The sequence below is a fragment of the Thermohalobacter berrensis genome (assembly GCF_003609645.1).
GTDB classification, from domain to species: domain Bacteria; phylum Bacillota; class Clostridia; order Tissierellales; family Thermohalobacteraceae; genus Thermohalobacter; species Thermohalobacter berrensis.
Map to the genome: position 1 here is coordinate 84876 of NZ_MCIB01000040.1, position 22281 is coordinate 107156.

The following is a 22281-nucleotide window of genomic DNA, read 5'->3' on the forward strand; positions in this document are numbered from 1 at the left end:
TAAAGGAGGTGAACATAATGGCTTACGTAATTAATGATGAATGTATAAGCTGCGGAGCTTGTGAACCAGAATGCCCAGTTGAGGCTATTAGCGCTGGAGATGATAAATACGTTATTGATGCAGATACATGCATTGACTGTGGTGCATGCGCAAATGTATGTCCAGTAGATGCTCCACAACCAGAATAATATACATAAAAGACCCGATTTCGGGTCTTTTTTTTATTTTATATTGTTTATTAAACTGAAAATGGGGATGGTTCTGTTTTTCAGCCCTTAACTTTAGATTAAATTTTAAATAATGCTTTAAATTAATTACAAGTGATATAATATATAAATAGAACATATGAAAAGAGTAGGAGCGATAGTAATGGAAAAAGTTCAGCTAAAAGAACATGAGAGAATAGATGACCTTCAATGTAAAGGACTTAAAATCATACAGGATACAACAGGTTTTTGTTTCGGTATGGATGCAGTACTTTTAGCTAATTTTTGTGATATAAAAAATAATTCTACAGTTATAGATTTAGGTACAGGAACAGGAATAATCCCTCTACTTGTATGGGCTAAAAATAAGGTTAAAAAGATATATGGTATAGAAATACAAAAAGATGTTGCAGAGATGGCTAGAAGAAGTATCAGAATGAATAATTTAGAAGATTATATTGAAATACTTAATTTTGATTTAAAGGAAGCACCAGAAAAACTTGGAGTAAATCAATTTGATGCTATAACTACTAATCCTCCATATATGGAATATGGAGGGGGAAAGGTAAATCCTGAAGATAAAAAAGCTATATCGAGGCATGAAATAAAATGTACACTAGAGGATGTAATAAGGGTTTCTAGTAGGCTTTTAAGACATAATGGAAGGTTCTTTATGGTACATAGACCCCATAGAATAGTTGATATCTTATGGCTCCTTAGAAAGTATAAATTAGAGCCTAAAAAGATAAGATTTGTACATCCTAAGGTGGACCAAAAACCTAATCTTGTATTAGTAAAAAGTATAAAAGCTGCAAAACCAGAACTTAAATTTGAAAGACCTCTTTATGTATATAATGATGATGGTACATATACTGATGAAATATATGAAATTTATAATATGAATAAGGCTTAAGCCAATAAAAAAGGCTATGGAGTTTTAGATTCCATAGCCTTTTATTCATCTAAGGTAACTAACGGCTTTACAGTTTTACCTTTTACAGGACTTGATAATATTATAAAAGTTTCGGTATCGCCAAACTCCTGTACTTGATCAAGTAATTTTTCTAAATCTGACATTTTAGTTAAACTTGCCTTAATTATCATACAATATGGACCAGTTACATGATGGCATTCTACTATATTATCGTTTTTATTAACAAACTCTAAAAAACCTTTATGCTTGTCAACCTTCATAGCAACATTTATAAAAACATTTATTGCTCTTCCTAACTTTTCAGCATCTACTACAGCTTTATACCCTTTGATTATACCGTTTTCTTCAAGTCTTTTAACCCTTTCAGCTACTGCAGGTGGACTTAGGGCTACTAGTTTACCTAATTCCTTCATTGATATTCTGCCTTTAGTCTGTAATATCTCGAGAATTTTACAATCTGTTGAATCCATAAAAAGCACTCCCTTAATTTTATAAACTATAAGGATAAATTTTCTTATTATATTAAACTTTCTTAGTATCAAGACATTATTTAAGCCATTTACATGAAAAAGGTACTATGTTAGAATTTAGTCGAAAACAAAAAGGGTATTAGATTTATAGTTTTGTTTGGTAAAAAAATTATATCACATTGGATTAATAGCTTTCAACTTAAGGGCTGGTGTTTTTTGAATATTGAAATTATTCTAAAAATACTAAATATTCTGCCAAAGGTCTTTAAAAATCCTTTACATAGATTTATAACTGAAAATCAATATTTAAAAGGGGCGACTTTTTATGAATGATAATCTTTCTGTTAAAAATAGAAAAGTCTCACCATCTGTAACATTATCAATTACAGCTAAAGCTAAAAAGATGAAAAAAGACGGTGAAGATGTAATTAGCTTTGGAGCTGGGGAGCCTGACTTTAAAACACCGGCAAACATAAGAAATGCAGCAATTGAGGCAATTGAAAAGGGACATATTGGATATACAGCTGCATCAGGTTTACCAGAGCTAAAGAAAGCCATATGTGAAAAACTTAAAAAGGATAACAACTTAGAATATACGCCTGAGAACATAGTTATATCTAATGGAGCAAAACATTCACTATTTAACACTTTTCAGGCTATATGTAATCCAGGGGATGAAGTTATTATACCTGTACCATATTGGGTAAGTTATCCGGAATTAATTAAGATGGCAGATGCGACACCAGTATTTGTTAAGACTTCGGAAGAAAACGGTTTCAAATACACTAAGGAAAGTTTGCTTAATAGGATAACCAAAAAGACAAAGGCTATTTTGTTAAATAGTCCTAGCAACCCTACTGGAACGGTATACACAGAAGATGAACTAAAGGAAATAGCAGAAATTGCAGTTAAAAATGATATCTTTATTGTTTCAGATGAAATATATGAAAAATTAATTTATGATGGTAGGCACGTTAGTATAGCTACCCTAGGTGATGAGATTAAAGATTTGACAATTGTTATTAATGGGATGTCAAAATGTTATGCCATGACTGGTTGGAGGATAGGATATACAGCATCTAATAAAGAAATTGCAAAGACCATGACAAACATACAAAGTCATGCTACTTCAAATCCTAATACAATTGCACAGTATGCAAGTATTGAGGCCTTAAGGGGTGACCAAAGTCCATTAAAAGATATGGTAAAGGCCTTTAGAGAAAGAAGAGATTATATGGTAGATAAGATAAATTCCATAGACTATCTATCTTGCAAAAAACCAAAAGGTGCATTTTATGTGATGGTAAATATTTCAGAAATTATTGGTAAAAAGTTTAATGGATATAAAATTTCAGGTTCTATGGATTTTGCCCAATACCTATTAGACACTGTAAAAGTAGCCGTTATTCCTGGAACTGGGTTTGGAAATGATAATTACATCAGGCTTTCTTATGCTACTTCCTTAGACAATATTAAGGAAGGGTTGGAAAGAATTGAAAAAGCTCTTAATTAAAGAGGTGAATTATATGAAGTCAATAAAACCATTAAAAATTACTGAAACATCCCTAAGGGATGGACATCAATCCCTTATTGCTACTAGATTAAAAACGGAAGAGATACTACCAATATTAGAGAAGATGGATGAGGTAGGATATCATGCCATGGAGGTATGGGGTGGAGCTACCTTTGATGCATGCTTACGCTTTTTAAATGAAGACCCTTGGGAAAGATTAAGAAAAATCCGTTCAAAGGTTAAAAATACAAAGCTTCAGATGCTTTTAAGGGGTCAAAACTTATTAGGATATAAACACTATCCAGATGACATAGTGGAGAAATTTATCCAAAAGGCAATATACAACGGTATAGATATAGTGCGTATATTTGATGCTTTAAATGATACTAGAAACCTAGAAACATCTATAAAAGCTATTAAAAAGGAAGGAGCCCATTGTCAGTGTGCAATTTCCTATACTACAAGTAAAGTTCATACTACATCATATTATCTAGAAAAAGTAAAAGAATTAGAAAACTTAGGGGCAGATTCTATTTGTATAAAGGATATGTCAGGTATTTTAACACCATATCGTGCCTTTGAACTAATAAAGAAAATAAAACAGATAACAAAATTACCAATAGAATTACATAATCACGGTACTAGTGGAATTGCATCAATGAGTTATATGAAAGCAATAGAGGCAGGAGTAGATATTATAGATACTGCAATATCTCCATTTGCAACAGGTACATCACAGCCACCAACTGAATCCTTAGCAATTACTTATCAAAATACTAATAGAGATCCTAAGTTAAATTTAGATGCATTACATGAAGTAGCGGCCTATTTTAAGCCAATAAAAGAAAAGTATATTTCAAATGGAACATTAAAACATAAGGTATTAGAAATAGAACCAAAAACTTTAAGTTATCAGGTTCCAGGTGGAATGCTTTCAAACCTATTATCACAGCTGGAAGCACAAAATGCAGCCCATAAATTTGAAGAGGTGTTAGCTGAAGTACCTAAGGTTAGAGAAGACTTAGGATATCCACCATTGGTAACACCAATGAGCCAAATGGTTGGGACACAAGCAGTATTTAATGTGTTAATAGGTGAAAGATATAAAATGGTACCAAAGGAAATAAAGGATTATGTTAGAGGACTATATGGAAGACCACCAGCACCAATTAAAGAAGAGATAAAAAAGAAGATTATAGGTGATGAAGAAGTAATTGATGTAAGACCAGCAGACCTATTAGAAGATGGGTTTGAAAAATATAAGTCAGAGATAGAGGGCTTATATCAATCTGAGGAAGATATTTTGTCATATGCACTATTCCCACAGGTTGCAAAGAAATTCCTTCAAGATAGAGAACCAGAAGTATATTATATAGAATTATCCTTAGAATAGTGTTAATAATTTTAGGTTTTATAAGGTGGTGAATTAATTGTTAGAAGGAAGTATGAGTTTAGTAGAAGTATTGAAAATTTCAGCTATTAGTATGGTTATTGTATTTGTATGCTTATTAGCGATCTCATACATTTTAGAACTGTTTAAAGTATTATTTTATAGAGAGGAAAATAAAGGAGTAAAAATAAACCAAACTGAAACGGCTGTAAGAAAAAATGAAGATATAAAGGATATTAAAGAACTTGATGAAGAAGTTTTGGTTGCTTTATTTACTGCAGCTATAGCTGCTAGCAATGGAAAAAGTATTTCTAATGTACGCATTAAAAACTTTAGGAAAGTAAGTTAAATTAAGAGGTAGGAGGAAGAAAGATGAAAAAATATAGAATACGTCTTAATGGTCAAGTATATGAAATTGAGGTAGAAGAGATAACTAACTCAGAGGCTACAGAAACTAAACCTAAAGAGGATAAACCTAAGCCTAAATTAGTAAGAAAAAAGGAAATAGCAGAAACTCCAAATATTAATAGGGTAGCTAATGCTAAAGGAGAAGAAGTTAAAGCACCAATGCCAGGTACAATATTAGATATAAAGGTAAATGAAAATGATAGAGTAAAAGAGGGGCAAGTTTTAGTGATACTTGAGGCAATGAAGATGGAAAATGAAATAGTAGCACCAAGGGATGGAAAGGTAGTATCAATAAACGTTACAAAAGGTCAGGCAGTAAATGCTCAAGACCCATTAGTATCCCTTGAATAAAAATAGTTAGAAAGAGAGGTAACCTCAATGGAAATACTGCAGGAGTTTTGGACAAGTACTGGAATCTCTGCATTAACTTTAAAAGAGACAATAATGATTTTAATTGCTTGTGGACTCTTTTATCTAGCAATAAAAAAGGAATATGAGCCATATCTTTTAATACCCATAGGTTTTGGAATGCTATTAGTTAATCTACCCCTTTCTGGTGTTATGGAAGAGAGCGGACTTTTAAGGATAATATATTGGGGGACAGAAAACGGACTATATCCACCATTAATATTTTTATGTGTAGGAGCAGCAACAGACTTTGGTCCACTTATAGCAAATCCAAAGAGTCTACTATTAGGTGCAGCAGCCCAGTTTGGAATATTCTTTACATTCATAGGAGCAATACTTTTAGGATTCACAGGGCCGGAGGCAGCGTCGATAGGGATAATTGGAGGTGCAGATGGACCAACAGCACTATTCTTAACATCGCAACTAGCTCCAGACCTACTAGGGGCAATAGCAGTTGCAGCATATTCATATATGGCATTAGTACCTATAATTCAACCACCAATAATGAAACTATTAACAACAGAAGAGCAAAGAAAAATAAAGATGGAACAATTAAGACCAGTATCAAAGAAGGAAAAGGTAATATTCCCAATAGTAGTAACAGTATTTACAATACTATTATTACCATCATCAGCACCATTAATAGGAATGCTAATGTTTGGAAACTTAATAAGAGAGGCAGAAGTAGTTCCGAAGCTGGCAGAAACAGCCCAAAATTCACTTCTTTACATAGTTACAATACTACTTGGTATAACAGTAGGAGCAAAGGCAAAGGCAGATGTGTTTTTAACAGTAGATACAATAAAAATAGTGGTATTAGGATTAATAGCATTTTCAATAGGAACAGCAACAGGATTATTATTTGGAAGGCTAATGCATAAGCTAACTAAGGGAAAAGTAAATCCATTAATAGGAGCAGCAGGAGTATCAGCAGTGCCAATGGCAGCAAGGGTAGTACAAAAGGAAGGGCAAAAAGCAAACCCATCAAACTTTTTATTAATGCATGCAATGGGACCAAATGTTGCAGGGGTTATAGGTTCAGCAGTTGCTGCAGGAATATTACTTAATATATTTGGGTAATGAAATGCGAAATTTTTCGCATTTCATAATGTTAAATTTTAAATTGTGAATGTTAAATTAGGAAAGCAATTGAGAATTAAATAAGCTAGTATAGCGCAGACTAAAGTCTGCGTTTTTTTATGTTGAGGTATTACGAATCCCTCAACAACAAACCTAACCACTACCAACTAATCACTAAAAACTGCATTTAAAATGCAATTGACAATGGACAATTGAGAATTGACAATTAAAAAAACTGAAAAAAGACTTCATAGCGTTACTTACTAGGGTAAAGTAACGGACCACGTAGACTTACTCCCTAGGTCAAAGTAACAGACCTCATAGTCTTGCTTCATTGGTTAAGTAACGGTCCTCATAGGATAGACGTCTTTGGCATAGTAACGGTCCTCGTAGGCTAGACCCCATGGCTTAAGTAACGGACTGCGAAGCATAGCTTCTTAGGCTTAAGTAACGGTCATCGTAGCCTTACTTCTGAGGTTTAAGTAACGGACATCCTAGATTATCTTCTTTGGCATAGTAACGGTCCTCGTAGGCTAGACGTCTTGGTTTTAGTAACGGACATCAGAGCATTACAACCTAGGTCAAGTAACGGACGTCATAGGCTAGACCCTTAAGTATAGTAACGGACATCAGAGCATTACTACCTAGGTCAAGTAACGGACATCTCTGTTCTTCTTCTTTGGAATAGTAACGGACACCTTAGACTCTCTTTTGAGGTTTAAGTAACGGACCACAAAGCCTCACTCCTAAGGTAAAAAATAACTATATTAATGGTTAACAATAATGTTATAATAATAGAGAAGACAATAAGATCAGGCTATTTATAAAGTATAATATACCATGAAAGGATGGGAAACTTGCCGGATAAAGGAACATTATACATATGCCCAACACCTATTGGCAATTTAGAAGATATAACATTAAGGACTTTAAACGTATTAAAGGAAGTAGATTTAATCGCAGCGGAAGATACAAGACATACAATAAAGCTACTAAATCATTTTAATATAAAAAAACCCCTTACAAGTTATCATGAACATAATATGAAAAATAAAGGTCAGGTTCTTATAGGTAAGCTTATAAGTGGTGAAAATATAGCATTAGTTTCAGATGCAGGTATGCCTGGAATATCTGATCCTGGGGAAGATCTTATAAGATTAGCATTAGAAAATGATATACATGTAATAGGACTTCCTGGAGCTACTGCATCAATATTAGCATTAGTTGTTTCAGGTCTTCCTACAGATAGATTTTTATTTGAAGGCTTTTTACCATCAAATAAAAAAGAAAGACGAGAAAGACTTGTAAAGCTAAAGGATGAAGAGAGAACAACTATAATATATGAAGCACCACACAGACTGCTAAAAACTCTTAAAGATATGATAGATATATTAGGAAATAGAGAGGTTGCAGTAGTAAAAGAACTTACTAAAAAATATGAAAAAGTATTTAGAGGAAAAATTAATGAAGTTATAGAAAAACTTAATAATAAAAATATCAAAGGAGAATTTGTAATAGTAGTTAGGGGTTCAGAAGGAAATAAAGATAAAGAGGACTCTTGGGTAGAGATGAACATAAAAGAACATATATTATACTATATAAACCAAGGTCTTACAAAAAAAGAAGCAGTAAAGATGGTAGCAAAGGAACGAAATATACCTAAAAGAGAAGTCTATAAGGAGAGTATAGAATTATAACTTTCAAAAAAACATAAAAGCAGCTACTTCTAGCTGCTTTTATGTACTTACTCAGATTTTAGTTCTTCCAGGCATGAAGGACAAATATTTTTTCCCTTGAATACTTTTACATCTTTAGCTTGTCCACAGAAAATACATGCTGGTGCATATTTTCTTAGGATTATATGTTCACCGTCTACATAGATTTCAAGGGCACCTTTTTCAGCAATATCAAGAGTCCTTCTTAATTCAATAGGGATTACTACTCTACCGAGTTCATCAACTTTTCTTACGATGCCTGTAGATTTCATATTTATCACCCCTACTTTCTATTTTTAGTTTATTAACAGCCATAATTCGACAACATCCTACAAAGAAATAGTACCAGAGATACCAATAAAAGTCAATAATAATTTAATATTTAACAAACTTTTGTTAAATTTTACCTTAGGCAAATCTATAAATAATGGAGTGTGAAAAAATGCTTAACACTAGTAATGAACTTAAAGACAAGCTTATTAAGCTTAACAGGATATTAAATGAAAATTATAAATTAATTTCCAAAATTGACAATATAAACATAAAGGATTTTGTTAGCAAAAATATAGGCGAAATAAAAAGTTTATGTCGAATTAAGTCGAATGAATTGGAATGTTTTTCTAAGGAAGGAGGAATCTTAGGGGTAGATGGTTCTAAAAACAGAATGGGAGGAGCTTATCCCCATTTTGTTGAGGTTTTCCAAGGGTTAGCTAAAAGCAGTATATATCAAGATAATCCAATATATAAAGCTGACTTTTACACTCCACTTAATCTAAAGACAGAAAAAGAAATTATAGAAAAAATAGATAAAGAGAATCCTGCTAAAAATGAAATAGATTCTTTTATAAGAAATTATAAACTATCATCCATAGAAGTAGAGGTGGCAATTGAAGGGGCTAACAAGCTAAATCCTTATGTAATAATGATGGATGGTTCTCTTATAAGGTATAAGATAGAATGTACTGATAAATGGAATGAGCTAAAAAGTTTATGTGAGGAGAAGGGTATTATACTAATAGGTGTTATAAAGGATATAAAGACTAATATTATTGGAACTAGTTTAATTGAAAAAGATATATTACCTCCTAACATAGATAATTTATATGATAAGGAACTACTTTACGGGTTATTGGAATATGGAGAAATGATAACTATAAACAAAGAAAATACAAAAAAATATAATGAGGGATTAAGGTCATGCTTTATGCGAACCTCAAAGGATCCAAGTGTTGTAGGTATGGATATATTGAAGAGTCAAGAAAAATACATGAAAGAAATGGCTGATTTAGTATTTACTTTAACGCCCTATACTAGTAGAGGTGTTCCATTATGGCTTGATATAGTAGATAGTGAAGTTAAAATATCTGACAAAATGATGAAAGGGCTCCTAGAAAAATATTTAGATAGAGAAATACTCGAAAAGTTTTTTATATCAGAAAGAAGTAAAAGGACTATGTAAAAGTGCAGTTATTAGCTCTTGGTTCTTAGTTTTTAGATATTTAGCCTTTGGAGTAGTGCGTTGGTGTCTGTTACTATGCGTAAGACGTCTATCCTACGATGACCGTTACTATACCAAAGAAGTAGAACGGAGATGTCCGTTACTATACTTAAGGGTCCAGCCTATGACGTCCGTTACTTCACCTAGGAAGTCAGAGCTTTGGGGTCCGTTACCTGACCAAAGAAGCAAAACTACGAGGTCCGTTACTTAAACCTCAGAAGTAAGGCTACGATGACCGTTACTTAAGCCATGGGGTCTAGCCTACGAGGACCGTTACTATGCCAAAGACGTCTATCCTATGATGATTGTTACTATACCAAAGAAGTAGAACAGAGATGTCCGTTACTCAACCTAGGAAGATATGCTTTGATGTCCGTTACTATACTTAAGGGTCCAGCCTATGACGTCCGTTACCTGACCAAAGAAGCAAAACTACGAGGTCCGTTACTTTACCCTAGTAAGTAACGCTATGAAGTCTTTTTTCAGTTTTTTTTAATTGTCAATTCTCAATTGTCCATTGTCAATTGCATTTTAAATGCAGTTTTTGGTGGTTAGTGGGTAGTGGTTGGTTTGTTGTTGGGGGATTTGTAATCCCTCAACAGCGTTTAAGCTAAGGACTAAAAACTAAGGACTAATGACTATATTTTCTAATTTTAAATTATTTGTAATTGACTTTGTCAATTACAAATGAAGGGGGTTATAAAATGAAGGTTGTAGGTATAACTACTCAGCAGGAAGTATATGTAGGTTCAAATGAAAGGCCTTTTAGGATAAATGAAATGCTTATAATAATGGATAAATATCAAGGAGAACTAATGGGAGAAGTTGTTGAAACAAGTTCATACAATAGATATATTCCTCTAAATATAGACGGTGGAATGGTTGATTCTTCAGTAATAGAATCACTAAAAGCTATTGGGTACAGTATAGATGATGAAACAATACATATAGCTAAAGTAAGGCTATTAAATGAGGCTAAATATCCAGTTGAAACTGGTTCAGATGTAAGGGAGCCTAGATTTGATGAAGTAAAAGACTTATTAATTAAAACATCACCAGATGAAGGATTAGTTTTAGGGGTTATAAAAAGTACAGAACATATGGAAGAAGGAATGGATGAAAATTTAAAGGATATAGCTCCATTATATGAAGATAACGAAATAAAGGGACAAAGGGGTATTCCTTTTATATTTGACATAAAGTCAATGAATCAATATCCACATATCGGTATATTTGGAGGATCAGGTTCTGGTAAGTCATTTGGTATGAGGGTATTATTAGAAGAAATAATGAAACTAAATATTCCAACTATTGTACTAGATCCACATTTTGAGATGGATTTTTCTACATGTGCAGATTATCTAGAGGATAAATATAAAGAAGATTATACAGAGAAGTTTAAATGTCTCCAAATAGGTCATCATGTAGGGGTTAAGTTTACTGATTTATCTACTCAAGATTTAAAGGATCTATTAAATGCTTCAGCTCCGATTTCTGATGCTATGAGTAATGTTGTAGATGTACTTCACAAAAAAAGAGATTCATATCAAAGTTTTTATGACAGACTTAGAATGCTCTCAGAGGCTCAAAATATAGGTTCTCCAGCAAAGATTGATAGAATTATACAAACATGTGACAATAATATAGAACGGGAAAGATGGGAAAGGTGTAAGGAATTATATGATAGATATGATAAGAGTTGTCCTTCAAACTCTGTAAAGGGTATAATTTGGCGACTTACAAGGCTTAATAATGATGGTGTATTTAGTAATGATATAAGGGAAATAACTGAAGGTATAGAATCCGGAAAGTTAATTGTTATACAGGGTAATATAAGGCTATTACAGGTTTTTGCAACATATCTTTTAAACAAACTTTATAGAAAAAGAAGGGATTATAAAGATGCCCAATTTAAAAACATAGAGACTGATTATTTTCCCCCATTTATAATAGCAACAGATGAAGCCCATAACTTTGCCCCTAAAGGCTATGATTCACCTTCTAAATCAGTACTTAAAGAAATAGCACAAGAGGGGAGAAAATATGGGGTATTCCTAATTCTTGCTACTCAAAGGCCTACACTTTTAGATGAGACTATTACTGCTCAATTAAGCACAAAATTTGTTTTTAGAATTGTAAGAAGCTCAGATATACAAACTATAAAAGAAGAGACAGATTTAACTGGTGAAGAGGCTAAAAGACTTCCATATTTAAAATCGGGTGATACATTTATTTCTTCTGCTATTATGGGAAGGACTATACCTGTTAGAATAAGGGCAGCTAAGACATCTAGTCCTCATACTGAAAATCCTTTTGATGAATTAGTGAGTAAAAGGAATATGGAAGAGGAAAAGTTTTATAATATTATTAAGACAAAACTTCCTATAAATGAAATGAATATTTACGACGTGGTAAAGGAAATAGAACAGGATGAAGAATTTAATATTAAATTAGATATTGAATCCTTAAAAAATAAGCTTGAAAATCTTGTGTTAAGGGGTAAAATAAAGAAAAGGAAAACAGCCTTTTGTATAGTATATGAAGAGGCTAATTAGAATGAAATTTAATTTAGTGAGATTGAATAGGAGATGATTAAATGGACCCCATTTTTAAGACTTTAAAGGAAATAAGTAGAAATGAAAACATAAAAATATATGTAGTTGGGGGATATATAAGGGATTACTTTTTAGGGGGAAAAGGTGAAGATATAGATTTTGTGGTAGAAAAAAATCCTGCTAAAATTGGAAAAAAACTTGCAGAAAAGATAGGTGGAAAAGCTATACCTTTAGGAGATAGGTACAAATTTTATAGGGTAGTAGATAAAAATAGAGGATTAAATTATGATATTAATGAGATGGATGGAGAAACTATTCAGGAAGATTTAAAGAAAAGAGATTTTACTATAAATAGCTTAGCTATTGATATTATGAATATAGAGGATAATAGAATAAATAAAGATAATATTCTAGATGTAACAGGCGGGTTAAAAGATATTGAAAACAAAATCATAAGGCATGTAAATACTTCTACATTTTTAGAGGATCCTATAAGAATGCTTAGAGCTGTAAGATTTATGTCACAGTTTGAATTTGATATAGATGATGATACTGCTAGGTTAATCAGAGAAGATAAAAACAGACTTAGGGATATGCCTGGAGAAAGAATTACCTATGAATTATTTAAAATACTAAAACTTAGAAGAACTTATTACTATTTTAGATATATGGATAAGAAGCTTAATATATTAGAAGAGATTTTTCCTGATATTAATCCAATGAGGGATGTAGGCGAGTGCAAGTATCATGTAGTTGATTCCCTTACCCATTCTATATATACTCTGAAGGTAGCTGAAGATATTATTTATGCAGACGGATATTTTGAAGAACATGTCAAAAAAGCTTATGAGGAACATAGTGAAGAGGAAGTTGCGTCAGGGCATAAGCGTCTTGAACTTATGAAATTAGGTGCTTTCTTTCATGATATAGGAAAACCATCTGCTAAAAAGATTGATAAAACTGGAAGGGTTAGGTTTAAAGGTCATGAAATAACAGGGGCTGAAATTGTTAAAAATATAGCCGAAAGACTTAAATTAAGTATAAGAGAAAGGGATATACTCTACAAAATGATAGCTAAACACATGATTCCACTAGTACTCTATAAAAAGAATGATGTAAGTGGAAAAACTTTATATGGTGTGTTTTCTGAACTTAAAGAAGATACACTAGATATTTTACTTATATCCCTTTCAGATATAATAGCTACAAGGAAACTTTTAGACCCAACTGAAGAAATGGGTAAGTTTAAGGTTCATATTGAATACTTAGCAAATAATTATCTTACTAGGTTTAAAGAAGTAGAAAGAATTTCAGATATAATAACTGGTAAGGATATAATAGAAAGATTTGACCTTAAAAGTAATGTTATGATAGGTGACTTACTAGAAGAGGTAAAAAAGGCAATATATAATGGAAAAATCCCACCAACTAAAAATGGAGCACTAAGGTATATTGAAGAAATACTTTAATGTAATTAACAATTTACAATTGACAATGAACAATTAAATACAATTTAAAATTAAAAATTATTGTAGAGGCTGATGGATTCTTATAAAGAACAATTGAGAATTAGATAAGATAGTGTAGCGCAGACTTTAGTCTGCGTTTTTTTGTGTGTTGAGGGATTACGAATCCCTCAACAACAAACCTAAAAATGCAATTGACAATGGACAATTGAGAATTGACAATTAAAAAAAACTGAAAAAAGACTTCATAGCGTTACTTACTAGGGTAAAGTAACGGACCACGTAGACTTACTCCCTAGGTCAAAGTAACAGACCTCATAGTCTTGCTTCATTGGTTAAGTAACGGTCCTCATAGGATAGACGTCTTTGGCATAGTAACGGTCCTCGTAGGCTAGACCCCATGGCTTAAGTAACGGTCATCGTAGCCTTACTTCTGAGGTTTAAGTAACGGACCTCGTAGTTTTGCTTCTTTGGTCAGGTAACGGACCCCAAAGCTCTGACTTCCTAGGTGAAGTAACGGACTTCCAAGGCTAGACCCTTAAGTATAGTAACGGACATCAGAGCATATCTTCCTAGGTCAAGTAACGGTCCCCAGAGGCTAGACGTCTTAGGCATAGTAACGGACATCTTTGCCTTACTTCTCAGGCTTAAGTAACGGATAACAACACACTACTCCAAAGATTAAGAAGCTAAAAAGCCTGAGAACTAGCAACTGTTTTTTTACATATCCCCTATATTTACCTCATATAATTTGATATAGATTAATTAATAAAAAGGGGAGTTTAATTTGTGATTAACTATATATGGTTTTTTCTTATTATTACAGGTATAATTGTTTCACTTATAAATGGAAATGTTGAAGTTATTAATACAGTGGTAATTCAGGATACACAGGAAGCAGTAAAATTTGCAATAGGACTTACAGGAATAATGGCAGTATGGCTAGGACTTATGAACATTGCTGAAAAATCGGGTCTTATAAAAGCATTTGCTAGGCTTTTAAGACCTGTTACTAGCTTTTTATTCCCTAATATCCCTAAGGACCATCCAGCAATAAGTGCTATAGTAATGAATATGGTAACTAATATGTTTGGTGCAGGAAATTCTGCTACAGCTTTAGGTTTAAAGGCTATGGAAGAGATGGATAAGCTGAATACTAACAAAAAGAGGGCTACAAATGCAATGTGTATGTTTTTAGTTATAAATATGTCTTCCGTTCAACTAGTACCTCTAACTGTTTTAAAGATAAGGTCTGATGCAGGGGCTCTAAATCCTACAGAAATTATAGGAACCTCCCTTATAGCTACTACTATTTCTACAGTAGTAGGTATAATAAGTGCAAAGCTGTTACAATCTGGAAGGTGATTTGATGGTTACTATCCTGTCTATAATATCAGTATCTATAATTCCTTTTATTATAACTATAATTTTAGTCCATGGTTATATTAAGGGTGTAAATTTGTACGATGAATTTGTTGAAGGGGCCAAGGGTGGATTTAAGACTGCTTTAAAAATAATGCCATATCTTATAGCTATATTTGTAGCAATAGGTATATTTAAACGTTCAGGGGCAATGGGTTTATTTGTAAATATTATAAGTCCAATAACTGACATTTTAGGAGTGCCTAAAGAGGTAGTTCCATTAATTATTATGAAGCCTATATCAGGAAGTGGGTCATTGGCAGTAGTAAAGGATATTGTTACTACTTATGGACCGGAATCCTTTGCTGGCAGAGTAGCTTCTACCATGATGGGATCTGCAGAAACTATTTTTTATACCATGGCTGTATATTTTGGTGCTGTTGGAATAAAAGATAGTAGACATACTCTTCCAGCAGCCTTAATATCCCACTTAGCTGCAGTTATTGCCTCAGTTCTTGTTTGCAGAGTAGTTTTTTAAATACAATTGAGAATTGATAATTAACAATTAAATACAATTGAAATAAAAATTAAAAATTGAAAATGTAAAATATGATAAATACAAATGACAATTGAGAATTAATGAAGCAGGAAATTTTTCCCATTTAATAATGTTAAATTTTAAATTGTGAATGTTAAATTAGAAAAGCAATTGAGAATTAAATAAGCTAGTATAGCGCAGACTAAAGTCTGCGTTTTTTTATGTTGAGGGATTACGAATCCCTCAACAACAAACATAACCACTACCCACTAATCACCAAAAACTGCATTTAAAATGCAATTGAGAATGGAAAATTGAGAATTGAGAATTAAAAGAAAAAAAGACCACGTAGCTTTGCTTTTAAGACCAAGTAACGGACCTCAATGCTTGACTTTTAAGGTAAAGTATCGGACCTCAACGCTTTACATCTTAGGCTAAGTAACGGACTACGAATCCTCACTTCTTAGACTAAAGTAACGGACCTCGAAGCCTAACATCTAAGGTCAAGTAACGGTCATCATAGGCTAGACGTCTTAGGTATAGTAACGGACCACGAAGTTTAAACATCTTTGGCCAAGTAACGGACCCCAGAGGCTAGACATCTCTGACTAAGTAACGGACTTCAGAGGCTTGACCTCTTGGTTTAAGTAACGGACACCTTTGCATTACTTCTTTGGCAAAGTAACGGTCCACAAAGCATTACTACCCAGGTCAAGTAACGGACACCGTAGGCTAGTCGTTTTGGTTTTAGTAACGGACCTTCGAAGCATGGCTTCTAAGGTTAAGTAACGGTCCTCGAAGGCTATGACTTCCTAGGCATAGTAACGGACATTCTAGACTATCTTCTTTGGCAAAGTAACGGACACCGTAGGCTAGACATCCTGGTTTTAGTAACGGACATCTCTGTTCTACTTCTTAGGCATAGTAACAAACCACAAAGCTTTACCTTCTTATTTCCCATAATACCTTGACAAATTAACTGTATTTATGTATAGTTTTTGGTAAATAAGTGAAATATATATAATAAAATAATAAAAGGCTATGAAGGGAAGAGTAAGTTTAACCTTCTATCAACAGAGAGCCAGGTAAAGGTGAAAGCTGGCGATAGAAGTTAAGCTGAAGATGGTCCCAGAGCTGTACGACTGAAATTTTAGTAGGTCGTAACGGGATTGCAACCGTTATAATTGCAAGGTTATTTAGTGTAACCTACTGAGGTCTAGGTTGTGAAGCCTAGGCGAATTAGGGTGGTAACGCGAAGAATCTCCTTCGTCCCTATTAGGGGACGAAGGTTTTTTATTTTTGGCGTTTATTTTAAATAAAAGGAGGTAAAGAGTATGGAAAAGACTTTCTATGTCACTACTCCAATTTATTATCCTAGTGACAATCTTCACATAGGTCATACCTACACTACTATTGCTGCAGATACTTTAGCGAGATTTAAAAGACTTACTGGATATCATGTAAAATTTCTAACTGGTACTGATGAACATGGACAAAAAATAGAGTTAAAGGCAAAGGAAAAGGGAATAAAGCCTAAGGAATATGTAGATGGTATAGTAAAAAACATTAAAGAGTTATGGGAAAAACTAGATATAACATATGACTATTTTATAAGGACTACAGACGACAAACATGAAGAAATAGTTCAGAAAATATTCCAAAAACTATATGAACAAGGGGATATATATAAGAGTCATTATGAGGGCCCATATTGTACACCTTGTGAATCCTTCTGGACTGAAAATCAATTAGTTGATGGGAAATGTCCAGATTGTGGAAGGGAAGTTCAAATAGCAAAAGAAGAGGCTTACTTCTTTAAGCTTTCAAAGTATCAAGATAGACTGATAAAGTTTTTCGAAGAAAATCCAGAATTTTTACAGCCTGGGTCTAGAAGAAATGAAATGATAAACAATTTCTTAAAACCAGGTCTAGATGATTTATGTGTTTCAAGAACTTCATTTGATTGGGGTATAAAGGTTCCATTTGATCCTGACCATGTAATCTATGTGTGGTTTGATGCTGTATGTAATTATATAACAGCTTTAGGTTATTTAACTGATAATGATGAAGACTATAAAAAATATTGGCCAGCTAATGTTCATATAGTTGGTAAGGAGATAGTAAGATTCCACACTATTATATGGCCTGCTATTTTAATGGCTTTAGGAATAGAGCTTCCTAAAAAGGTATTTGGCCATGGATGGATATTATTTGAGAATGATAAGATGTCAAAATCAAAGGGAAATGTAATTTATCCAGAGCCTCTAATTGAACTTTACGGAATTGATTCTTTAAAATACTTCTTATTAAGAGAATTCTCCTTTGGACAGGATGGTTCATTCTCAAGGGAAAAATTCTTAAGAAGAATTAACTCTGACTTGGCAAATGATTTAGGAAATCTAGTAAGTAGAACAGTAGCAATGATTGATAAATATAATGGAGGAATTATGCCAGAGCCTAAAGCAGATGGAGAATATGACGATGAATTAAAGGATATGGCAACTAGTACTGGATATAAAGTTGAACAATTTATGAATGACCTTAACTTTGGTGAAGCAATTGAAGAAATATGGAAGCTTATAAGGAGAACAAACAAGTATATAGACCAAACAATGCCATGGGTTTTAGCTAAGGAAGAGGATAAAAAAGACAGATTAGATACTGTATTATATAATCTTTCAGATTCTTTAAGAATTATCTCTATTTTAATAAGACCATTTATGGAAAATACTTCAGATTCAATATGGAGACAGTTAGGTATAGATTCTGGTCAGGGAACTTCATGGGATGATGTATCTAAATGGGGTATATTACCTACAGGTGTTAAAGTAAGAAGAGAAAAGCCTATGTTTCCAAGACTAGACGTAAATAAGGAATTAAAGAAACTAGATAAAGCAAATGAAGAGTTTATAAAACAAAGAGAAGGAAATAAGGAAGAAAAAGAAGATTATATTACTATAGATGACTTTGATAAAGTAGATTTAAGGGTAGCAAGGGTAGTTGAAGCTAAGAAACATCCTAACGCTGATAGGCTGTTAGTTTTACAACTAGAAGTTGGGGATGAAAAAAGGCAAGTAGTATCAGGTATAGCTAAATACTATAAACCAGAAGAGCTTGTAGGTAAAGATGTTATTTTAGTTGCAAATCTAAAGCCAGTAAAACTAAGAGGAGTAGAGTCACAAGGAATGGTACTTGCTGCAAGTAAGGGTAAAAAACTTACACTAGCAACAGTAATGGATGAAATTAAGAGTGGAACAAAAATTACTTAAAAATTTAGATAAAAAATTACATTTGGGACAGAGATATCTCTGTCCCAATTATAGTATTCATAGGGGGATAGCAAATTGTATTTCTTTTTTATATTAACAATAACAATAGCTATAATCACCATATATGGCATTATTAAAAAGGTGAAATATAAGAGAGAAGCTGGAAAAGTATTATTTATTATAGAAAATTTAAAAATTAAAAGGATAATTCAAGTTCTTTCAGTATTACTGATTTTCACTATTTTGTATTCGTTTTTAAAAATAAAAGAGTTTAATCTAGAAGATTTATTTAAACTTACATTTTGGATTTTATGGTTAATATATTTCCTTATAATAAAAGATAATAATGAAAAAATAACAGAAAAAGGTATTATAGCCCTAGATAGATTTATAAAATGGGAGAATATTAACTATTATAAAATTAATAGGATTTCTCAGAATAGGAGACTGTATGCTATTATATTAAATGTAAAACTAAGGAGTAAATTTTTAAAAAAGGAGATATCTCGCAAAATAATATTGAGACATAAAATAAATGAAAGTCAAAAAGAAGAAGTGGAAAAATTATTAAAAAAACATATTACTAAAGAGGTTTCTAATTAGCCTTTTTGAGGAGGAATATAAATGCTTATAGATACACATGCGCATTTAGATGATGGTCGTTTTGATAGAGATAGGGAAGAAATTATTAAAAGCCTTAAAGAAAATGATATAGATATAGTAATAAATCCTGGGGCCAATGTTGCTACATCTGTTAAGGCTGTTTCATTAGCTGAAAAATATGAAAATATATATGCTGCTGTAGGAGTCCATCCCCATGATGCAAAAGATATAAATGATGATACTTTAGAACTTTTAAAATCCCTTGCAAATAAAGAGAAAGTTGTAGCAATAGGGGAGGCTGGATTAGATTATCATTATGATAATTCACCTAGAGATATTCAGAGAAAATGGTTTAGAGAGCAAATAAGGTTAGCTAAAGAGCTTGACCTTCCAATAATAGTACATAGTAGGGATGCCCATAAAGATACCTTTGATATTATAAAAGAAGAAAACACTGATAATCTTAGAGGGGTTTTACATTGTTATTCAGGAAGTGCAGAATTAGCTAGAGAGTATATAAAAATGGGATTTTATATATCCCTTGCAGGACCTGTAACATTTAAAAATGCTAAGACTCCTAAACAAGTTGCAAAGGAGATATCTTTAGATTATCTTCTTATTGAAACGGATTCACCATATCTTACACCTCATCCCCATAGAGGAAAAAGGAATGAGCCTTTATATGTAAGATATGTAGCAGGAATGATAGCTGAACTAAAAGAAATATCATTTGAAAAGGTAGCTAAAAAGACTTCAGAAAATGCAAAAAAGCTTTTTAATATTGGGTAAGATGGAATGGAAGCTGCCTTCCATTCCATTTATATATTTATAAACAAAAAAGTATAGGGGGAGAAAGATCAATGAAGTTTAAGATTAAACCAAAAATAAAATTCAATTTTAAACTTCAAGGCAAATTATTAGTTAAAATTATTTCTGTACTAATTTTATTTAGTGTAATAATAGTTTATCAAGTAGACAAAGAGGTCACTAAGTTAATTACTGATAACAAAATAAAATCTGTAGTAAATTTGGGTTACAGTCTCCTTGATGAAAAGTATCCAGGAGAATGGAAGGTAAAAGGGGACAAGCTTTATAAGGGAAAAAAGATAATGAATACTGAATCATTTGTAATTTACAAAATAAAAAAACAGACAGAATCTGTAACTGCTATTTTCTTAAAAGATAATATAATATGTTCTAATATAATTGATAATAACGGTTATAGAGTTGTTAATATAAAGGCACCTAAGGATATAGCTAATCATGTATTAAAAGAAGGTAAAGAATATATTGGTGAAACTAGGTATGGAGATAAAAGTTATTATGGTAAACATGTTCCTATAAAAGATAAAGATGGACGTATTATAGGAATGTGGTTTTCTGGTGTTGAAAAGGCTGTCATAAAAGAACAAGTAAAGGGATTAGTATATAAAATTGGAATAATAACACTTTTAATAATTGTAATTTCTATAATAATTTCAACAGTAGTAATTAGAAAGATAACTAGAGAAATTTCAAAGGTAGTTTCTACTCTAAATGAAGTAGAAAAAGGGAATTTTAATGTTAAGTGTGATGTAAAATCTAATGATGAGGTAAACCTAATTTCAAAAAGCTTAAATAATATGATTAGTAATGTAAAATATCTCATTAAAGAGGTAAAGAACTCTGTTAATCTTGTTTCAAATTCTGCTAAATCATTAGCTGAAATAACGGGACAGTCAACACAAGCAACTAATGAAGTTTCTAAAACTATAGAAGAAATAGCAGGTACTGCTAATTATCAAGCAGGAGAAACAGAAAAAGGTGCCTCTAAAACTAAGGAATTAGCACATAAAATTCAAGAAGTATCTAATTATATTAAAGATATAATAAGTAAATTTGATAGTGCTAATAGGTTAAGTGATAAAGGACTTGAGGTTGTAGAAATTCTTGGGGATAGGGCAGAAAGAACTAAAAAAGCAAGTATAGAAGTAAATGAGGTAATATCAGATGTTGATAGTAGTTCTAAGGAAATAGGAGGAATAATAGACACTATAGATGAGATAGCTGAACAGACAAGTCTTTTAGCACTAAATGCTAGTATTGAAGCAGCTAGAGCTGGAGAAGCTGGAAGAGGATTTGCAGTAGTTGCAGATGAAATTAGAAAGCTTGCAGAGCAGTCTGTAAGGGCAACAGATAAGATAAGGAACATTATAGAAAAAATTCAGAAAAACTCTACTAGACTAGTGTCAACAATGGATAGTGCTAAAGTAGTTATGGTAGAACAAGAAGAGGCTGTAAGTAATACAGAAATAATATTTAAGGATATTTCAGATACTATAGAGTCTTTAAATAAGCAAATTAAAGAAATAGAAGTATTAAACTCTGAAATGGTTAATAAAAAGGATGAAATTGTAGGTATAATAGAAAACATATCAGCATCAGCAGAGGAAACAGCAGCAGCAACTCAGCAGGTATCTGCATCAGCAGAGGAACAATTGGCTGCAGTTGAAGAGATAGACTCCTATTCTAAGGAGTTAAAGGATCTTTCACAAAAGTTACAGAATGAAGTAGATAAGTTTACAGTGTAAAAGTCGAGGGAAAATATTACCCTCGATTTTTTTTATGCAAAAAGTAACCAAGTATAAGCTTATTCATATACTGATAGTAAATAAGCAAAAAATCTAAAGGGAGTTGATTAGATGGAACATAGAGATAGAGACGAAAATAGAGAATATCCAAGAAGAATGCCAGAAGAAAATTATCCAACTATGCCTTATATGTATAACCCAATGATGATGTATAATCCAATGATGTATTGTATGATGTCATGTATGAGGAATTGGATGAACTATTGGATGCCATGTGCTGGAGAAAACCCAATGTA

The 22281-nt window shown here is 32.4% G+C and carries 20 protein-coding genes and 1 other annotated feature; of the genes, 18 read left to right on the forward strand and 2 right to left on the reverse strand.

The window, feature by feature from the left end; genetic code table 11:
- Positions 1 to 17: 17 nt before the first annotated feature.
- Both BET03_RS13405 and BET03_RS13410 read left to right on the forward strand, forming a co-directional pair.
- Positions 18 to 188, forward strand: coding sequence for a DUF362 domain-containing protein (locus BET03_RS13405; protein WP_120170801.1), 171 nt, complete (start codon positions 18 to 20; stop codon positions 186 to 188).
- 157 nt (positions 189 to 345) lie between these two features.
- On the forward strand, positions 346 to 1119 hold the full coding sequence (locus BET03_RS13410) for a tRNA1(Val) (adenine(37)-N6)-methyltransferase (protein ID WP_243096956.1): 774 nt from the start codon (positions 346 to 348) through the stop codon (positions 1117 to 1119).
- A 41-nt stretch (positions 1120 to 1160) separates the two neighbouring features.
- Here the strand turns inward: BET03_RS13410 and BET03_RS13415 are convergent, their stop codons facing one another.
- On the reverse strand, positions 1161 to 1610 hold the full coding sequence (locus BET03_RS13415) for an Lrp/AsnC family transcriptional regulator (protein ID WP_120170803.1): 450 nt from the start codon (positions 1608 to 1610) through the stop codon (positions 1161 to 1163).
- A gap of 325 nt (positions 1611 to 1935) precedes the next feature.
- On the opposite strand from BET03_RS13415, the gene BET03_RS13420 reads away from it, so the two are divergent.
- The 6 genes from BET03_RS13420 (at position 1936) to rsmI (ending at position 8106) form a co-directional block, all read left to right on the forward strand.
- Entirely contained in the window at positions 1936 to 3123 is a 1188-nt protein-coding gene (locus BET03_RS13420) for a pyridoxal phosphate-dependent aminotransferase (RefSeq protein ID WP_120170804.1), read from the forward strand.
- 13 nt (positions 3124 to 3136) lie between these two features.
- The gene (locus BET03_RS13425; RefSeq protein ID WP_120170805.1) at positions 3137 to 4516 is read left to right on the forward strand and encodes an oxaloacetate decarboxylase subunit alpha; all 1380 of its coding nucleotides are present in this window, start codon (positions 3137 to 3139) and stop codon (positions 4514 to 4516) included.
- 37 nt (positions 4517 to 4553) lie between these two features.
- Positions 4554 to 4862, forward strand: a complete 309-nt coding sequence (locus BET03_RS13430; RefSeq protein WP_120170806.1) for an OadG family protein — start codon at positions 4554 to 4556, stop codon at positions 4860 to 4862.
- A gap of 23 nt (positions 4863 to 4885) precedes the next feature.
- Complete coding sequence (locus tag BET03_RS13435; RefSeq protein ID WP_120170807.1) at positions 4886 to 5272, forward strand: biotin/lipoyl-containing protein; 387 nt, start codon at positions 4886 to 4888, stop codon at positions 5270 to 5272.
- Positions 5273 to 5299: 27 nt separating this feature from the next.
- The gene (locus tag BET03_RS13440; protein WP_120170808.1) at positions 5300 to 6409 is read left to right on the forward strand and encodes a sodium ion-translocating decarboxylase subunit beta; all 1110 of its coding nucleotides are present in this window, start codon (positions 5300 to 5302) and stop codon (positions 6407 to 6409) included.
- 848 nt (positions 6410 to 7257) lie between these two features.
- A complete protein-coding gene (gene rsmI / locus BET03_RS13445) occupies positions 7258 to 8106 on the forward strand; it encodes a 16S rRNA (cytidine(1402)-2'-O)-methyltransferase (protein WP_120170809.1) in 849 nt (282 codons plus the stop codon).
- Between the two features lie 47 nt (positions 8107 to 8153).
- Here the strand turns inward: rsmI and BET03_RS13450 are convergent, their stop codons facing one another.
- A complete protein-coding gene (locus tag BET03_RS13450) occupies positions 8154 to 8396 on the reverse strand; it encodes an AbrB/MazE/SpoVT family DNA-binding domain-containing protein (protein WP_120170810.1) in 243 nt (80 codons plus the stop codon).
- A gap of 170 nt (positions 8397 to 8566) precedes the next feature.
- On the opposite strand from BET03_RS13450, the gene BET03_RS13455 reads away from it, so the two are divergent.
- The 10 genes from BET03_RS13455 to BET03_RS13500 all read left to right on the forward strand — a co-directional run.
- Positions 8567 to 9583, forward strand: a complete 1017-nt coding sequence (locus BET03_RS13455; RefSeq protein ID WP_120170811.1) for a DNA double-strand break repair nuclease NurA — start codon at positions 8567 to 8569, stop codon at positions 9581 to 9583.
- A 743-nt stretch (positions 9584 to 10326) separates the two neighbouring features.
- On the forward strand, positions 10327 to 12177 hold the full coding sequence (locus BET03_RS13460) for an ATP-binding protein (RefSeq protein ID WP_120170812.1): 1851 nt from the start codon (positions 10327 to 10329) through the stop codon (positions 12175 to 12177).
- A gap of 41 nt (positions 12178 to 12218) precedes the next feature.
- Positions 12219 to 13646: a CCA tRNA nucleotidyltransferase gene (locus BET03_RS13465; RefSeq protein ID WP_120170813.1), complete on the forward strand. Its 1428-nt coding sequence runs from the start codon at positions 12219 to 12221 to the stop codon at positions 13644 to 13646.
- A gap of 786 nt (positions 13647 to 14432) precedes the next feature.
- Entirely contained in the window at positions 14433 to 15008 is a 576-nt protein-coding gene (locus BET03_RS13470; protein ID WP_120170814.1) for a nucleoside recognition domain-containing protein, read from the forward strand.
- A 4-nt stretch (positions 15009 to 15012) separates the two neighbouring features.
- Positions 15013 to 15543 carry a spore maturation protein gene (locus BET03_RS13475; protein ID WP_120170815.1) on the forward strand — a complete coding sequence of 177 codons (531 nt, stop codon included), beginning with the start codon at positions 15013 to 15015 and terminating at the stop codon, positions 15541 to 15543.
- Positions 15544 to 16575: 1032 nt separating this feature from the next.
- Positions 16576 to 16820, forward strand: a binding site (T-box leader).
- Between the two features lie 57 nt (positions 16821 to 16877).
- The gene (metG, locus tag BET03_RS13480; protein ID WP_120170816.1) at positions 16878 to 18812 is read left to right on the forward strand and encodes a methionine--tRNA ligase; all 1935 of its coding nucleotides are present in this window, start codon (positions 16878 to 16880) and stop codon (positions 18810 to 18812) included.
- A gap of 75 nt (positions 18813 to 18887) precedes the next feature.
- Entirely contained in the window at positions 18888 to 19415 is a 528-nt protein-coding gene (locus BET03_RS13485) for a hypothetical protein (protein WP_120170817.1), read from the forward strand.
- A gap of 21 nt (positions 19416 to 19436) precedes the next feature.
- A complete protein-coding gene (locus tag BET03_RS13490; protein WP_120170818.1) occupies positions 19437 to 20204 on the forward strand; it encodes a TatD family hydrolase in 768 nt (255 codons plus the stop codon).
- Between the two features lie 71 nt (positions 20205 to 20275).
- Complete coding sequence (locus tag BET03_RS13495) at positions 20276 to 21985, forward strand: methyl-accepting chemotaxis protein (protein ID WP_120170819.1); 1710 nt, start codon at positions 20276 to 20278, stop codon at positions 21983 to 21985.
- 111 nt (positions 21986 to 22096) lie between these two features.
- Positions 22097 to 22281: hypothetical protein (locus BET03_RS13500; RefSeq protein WP_147417161.1), on the forward strand; the 185-nt coding region annotated here is incomplete at its 3' end.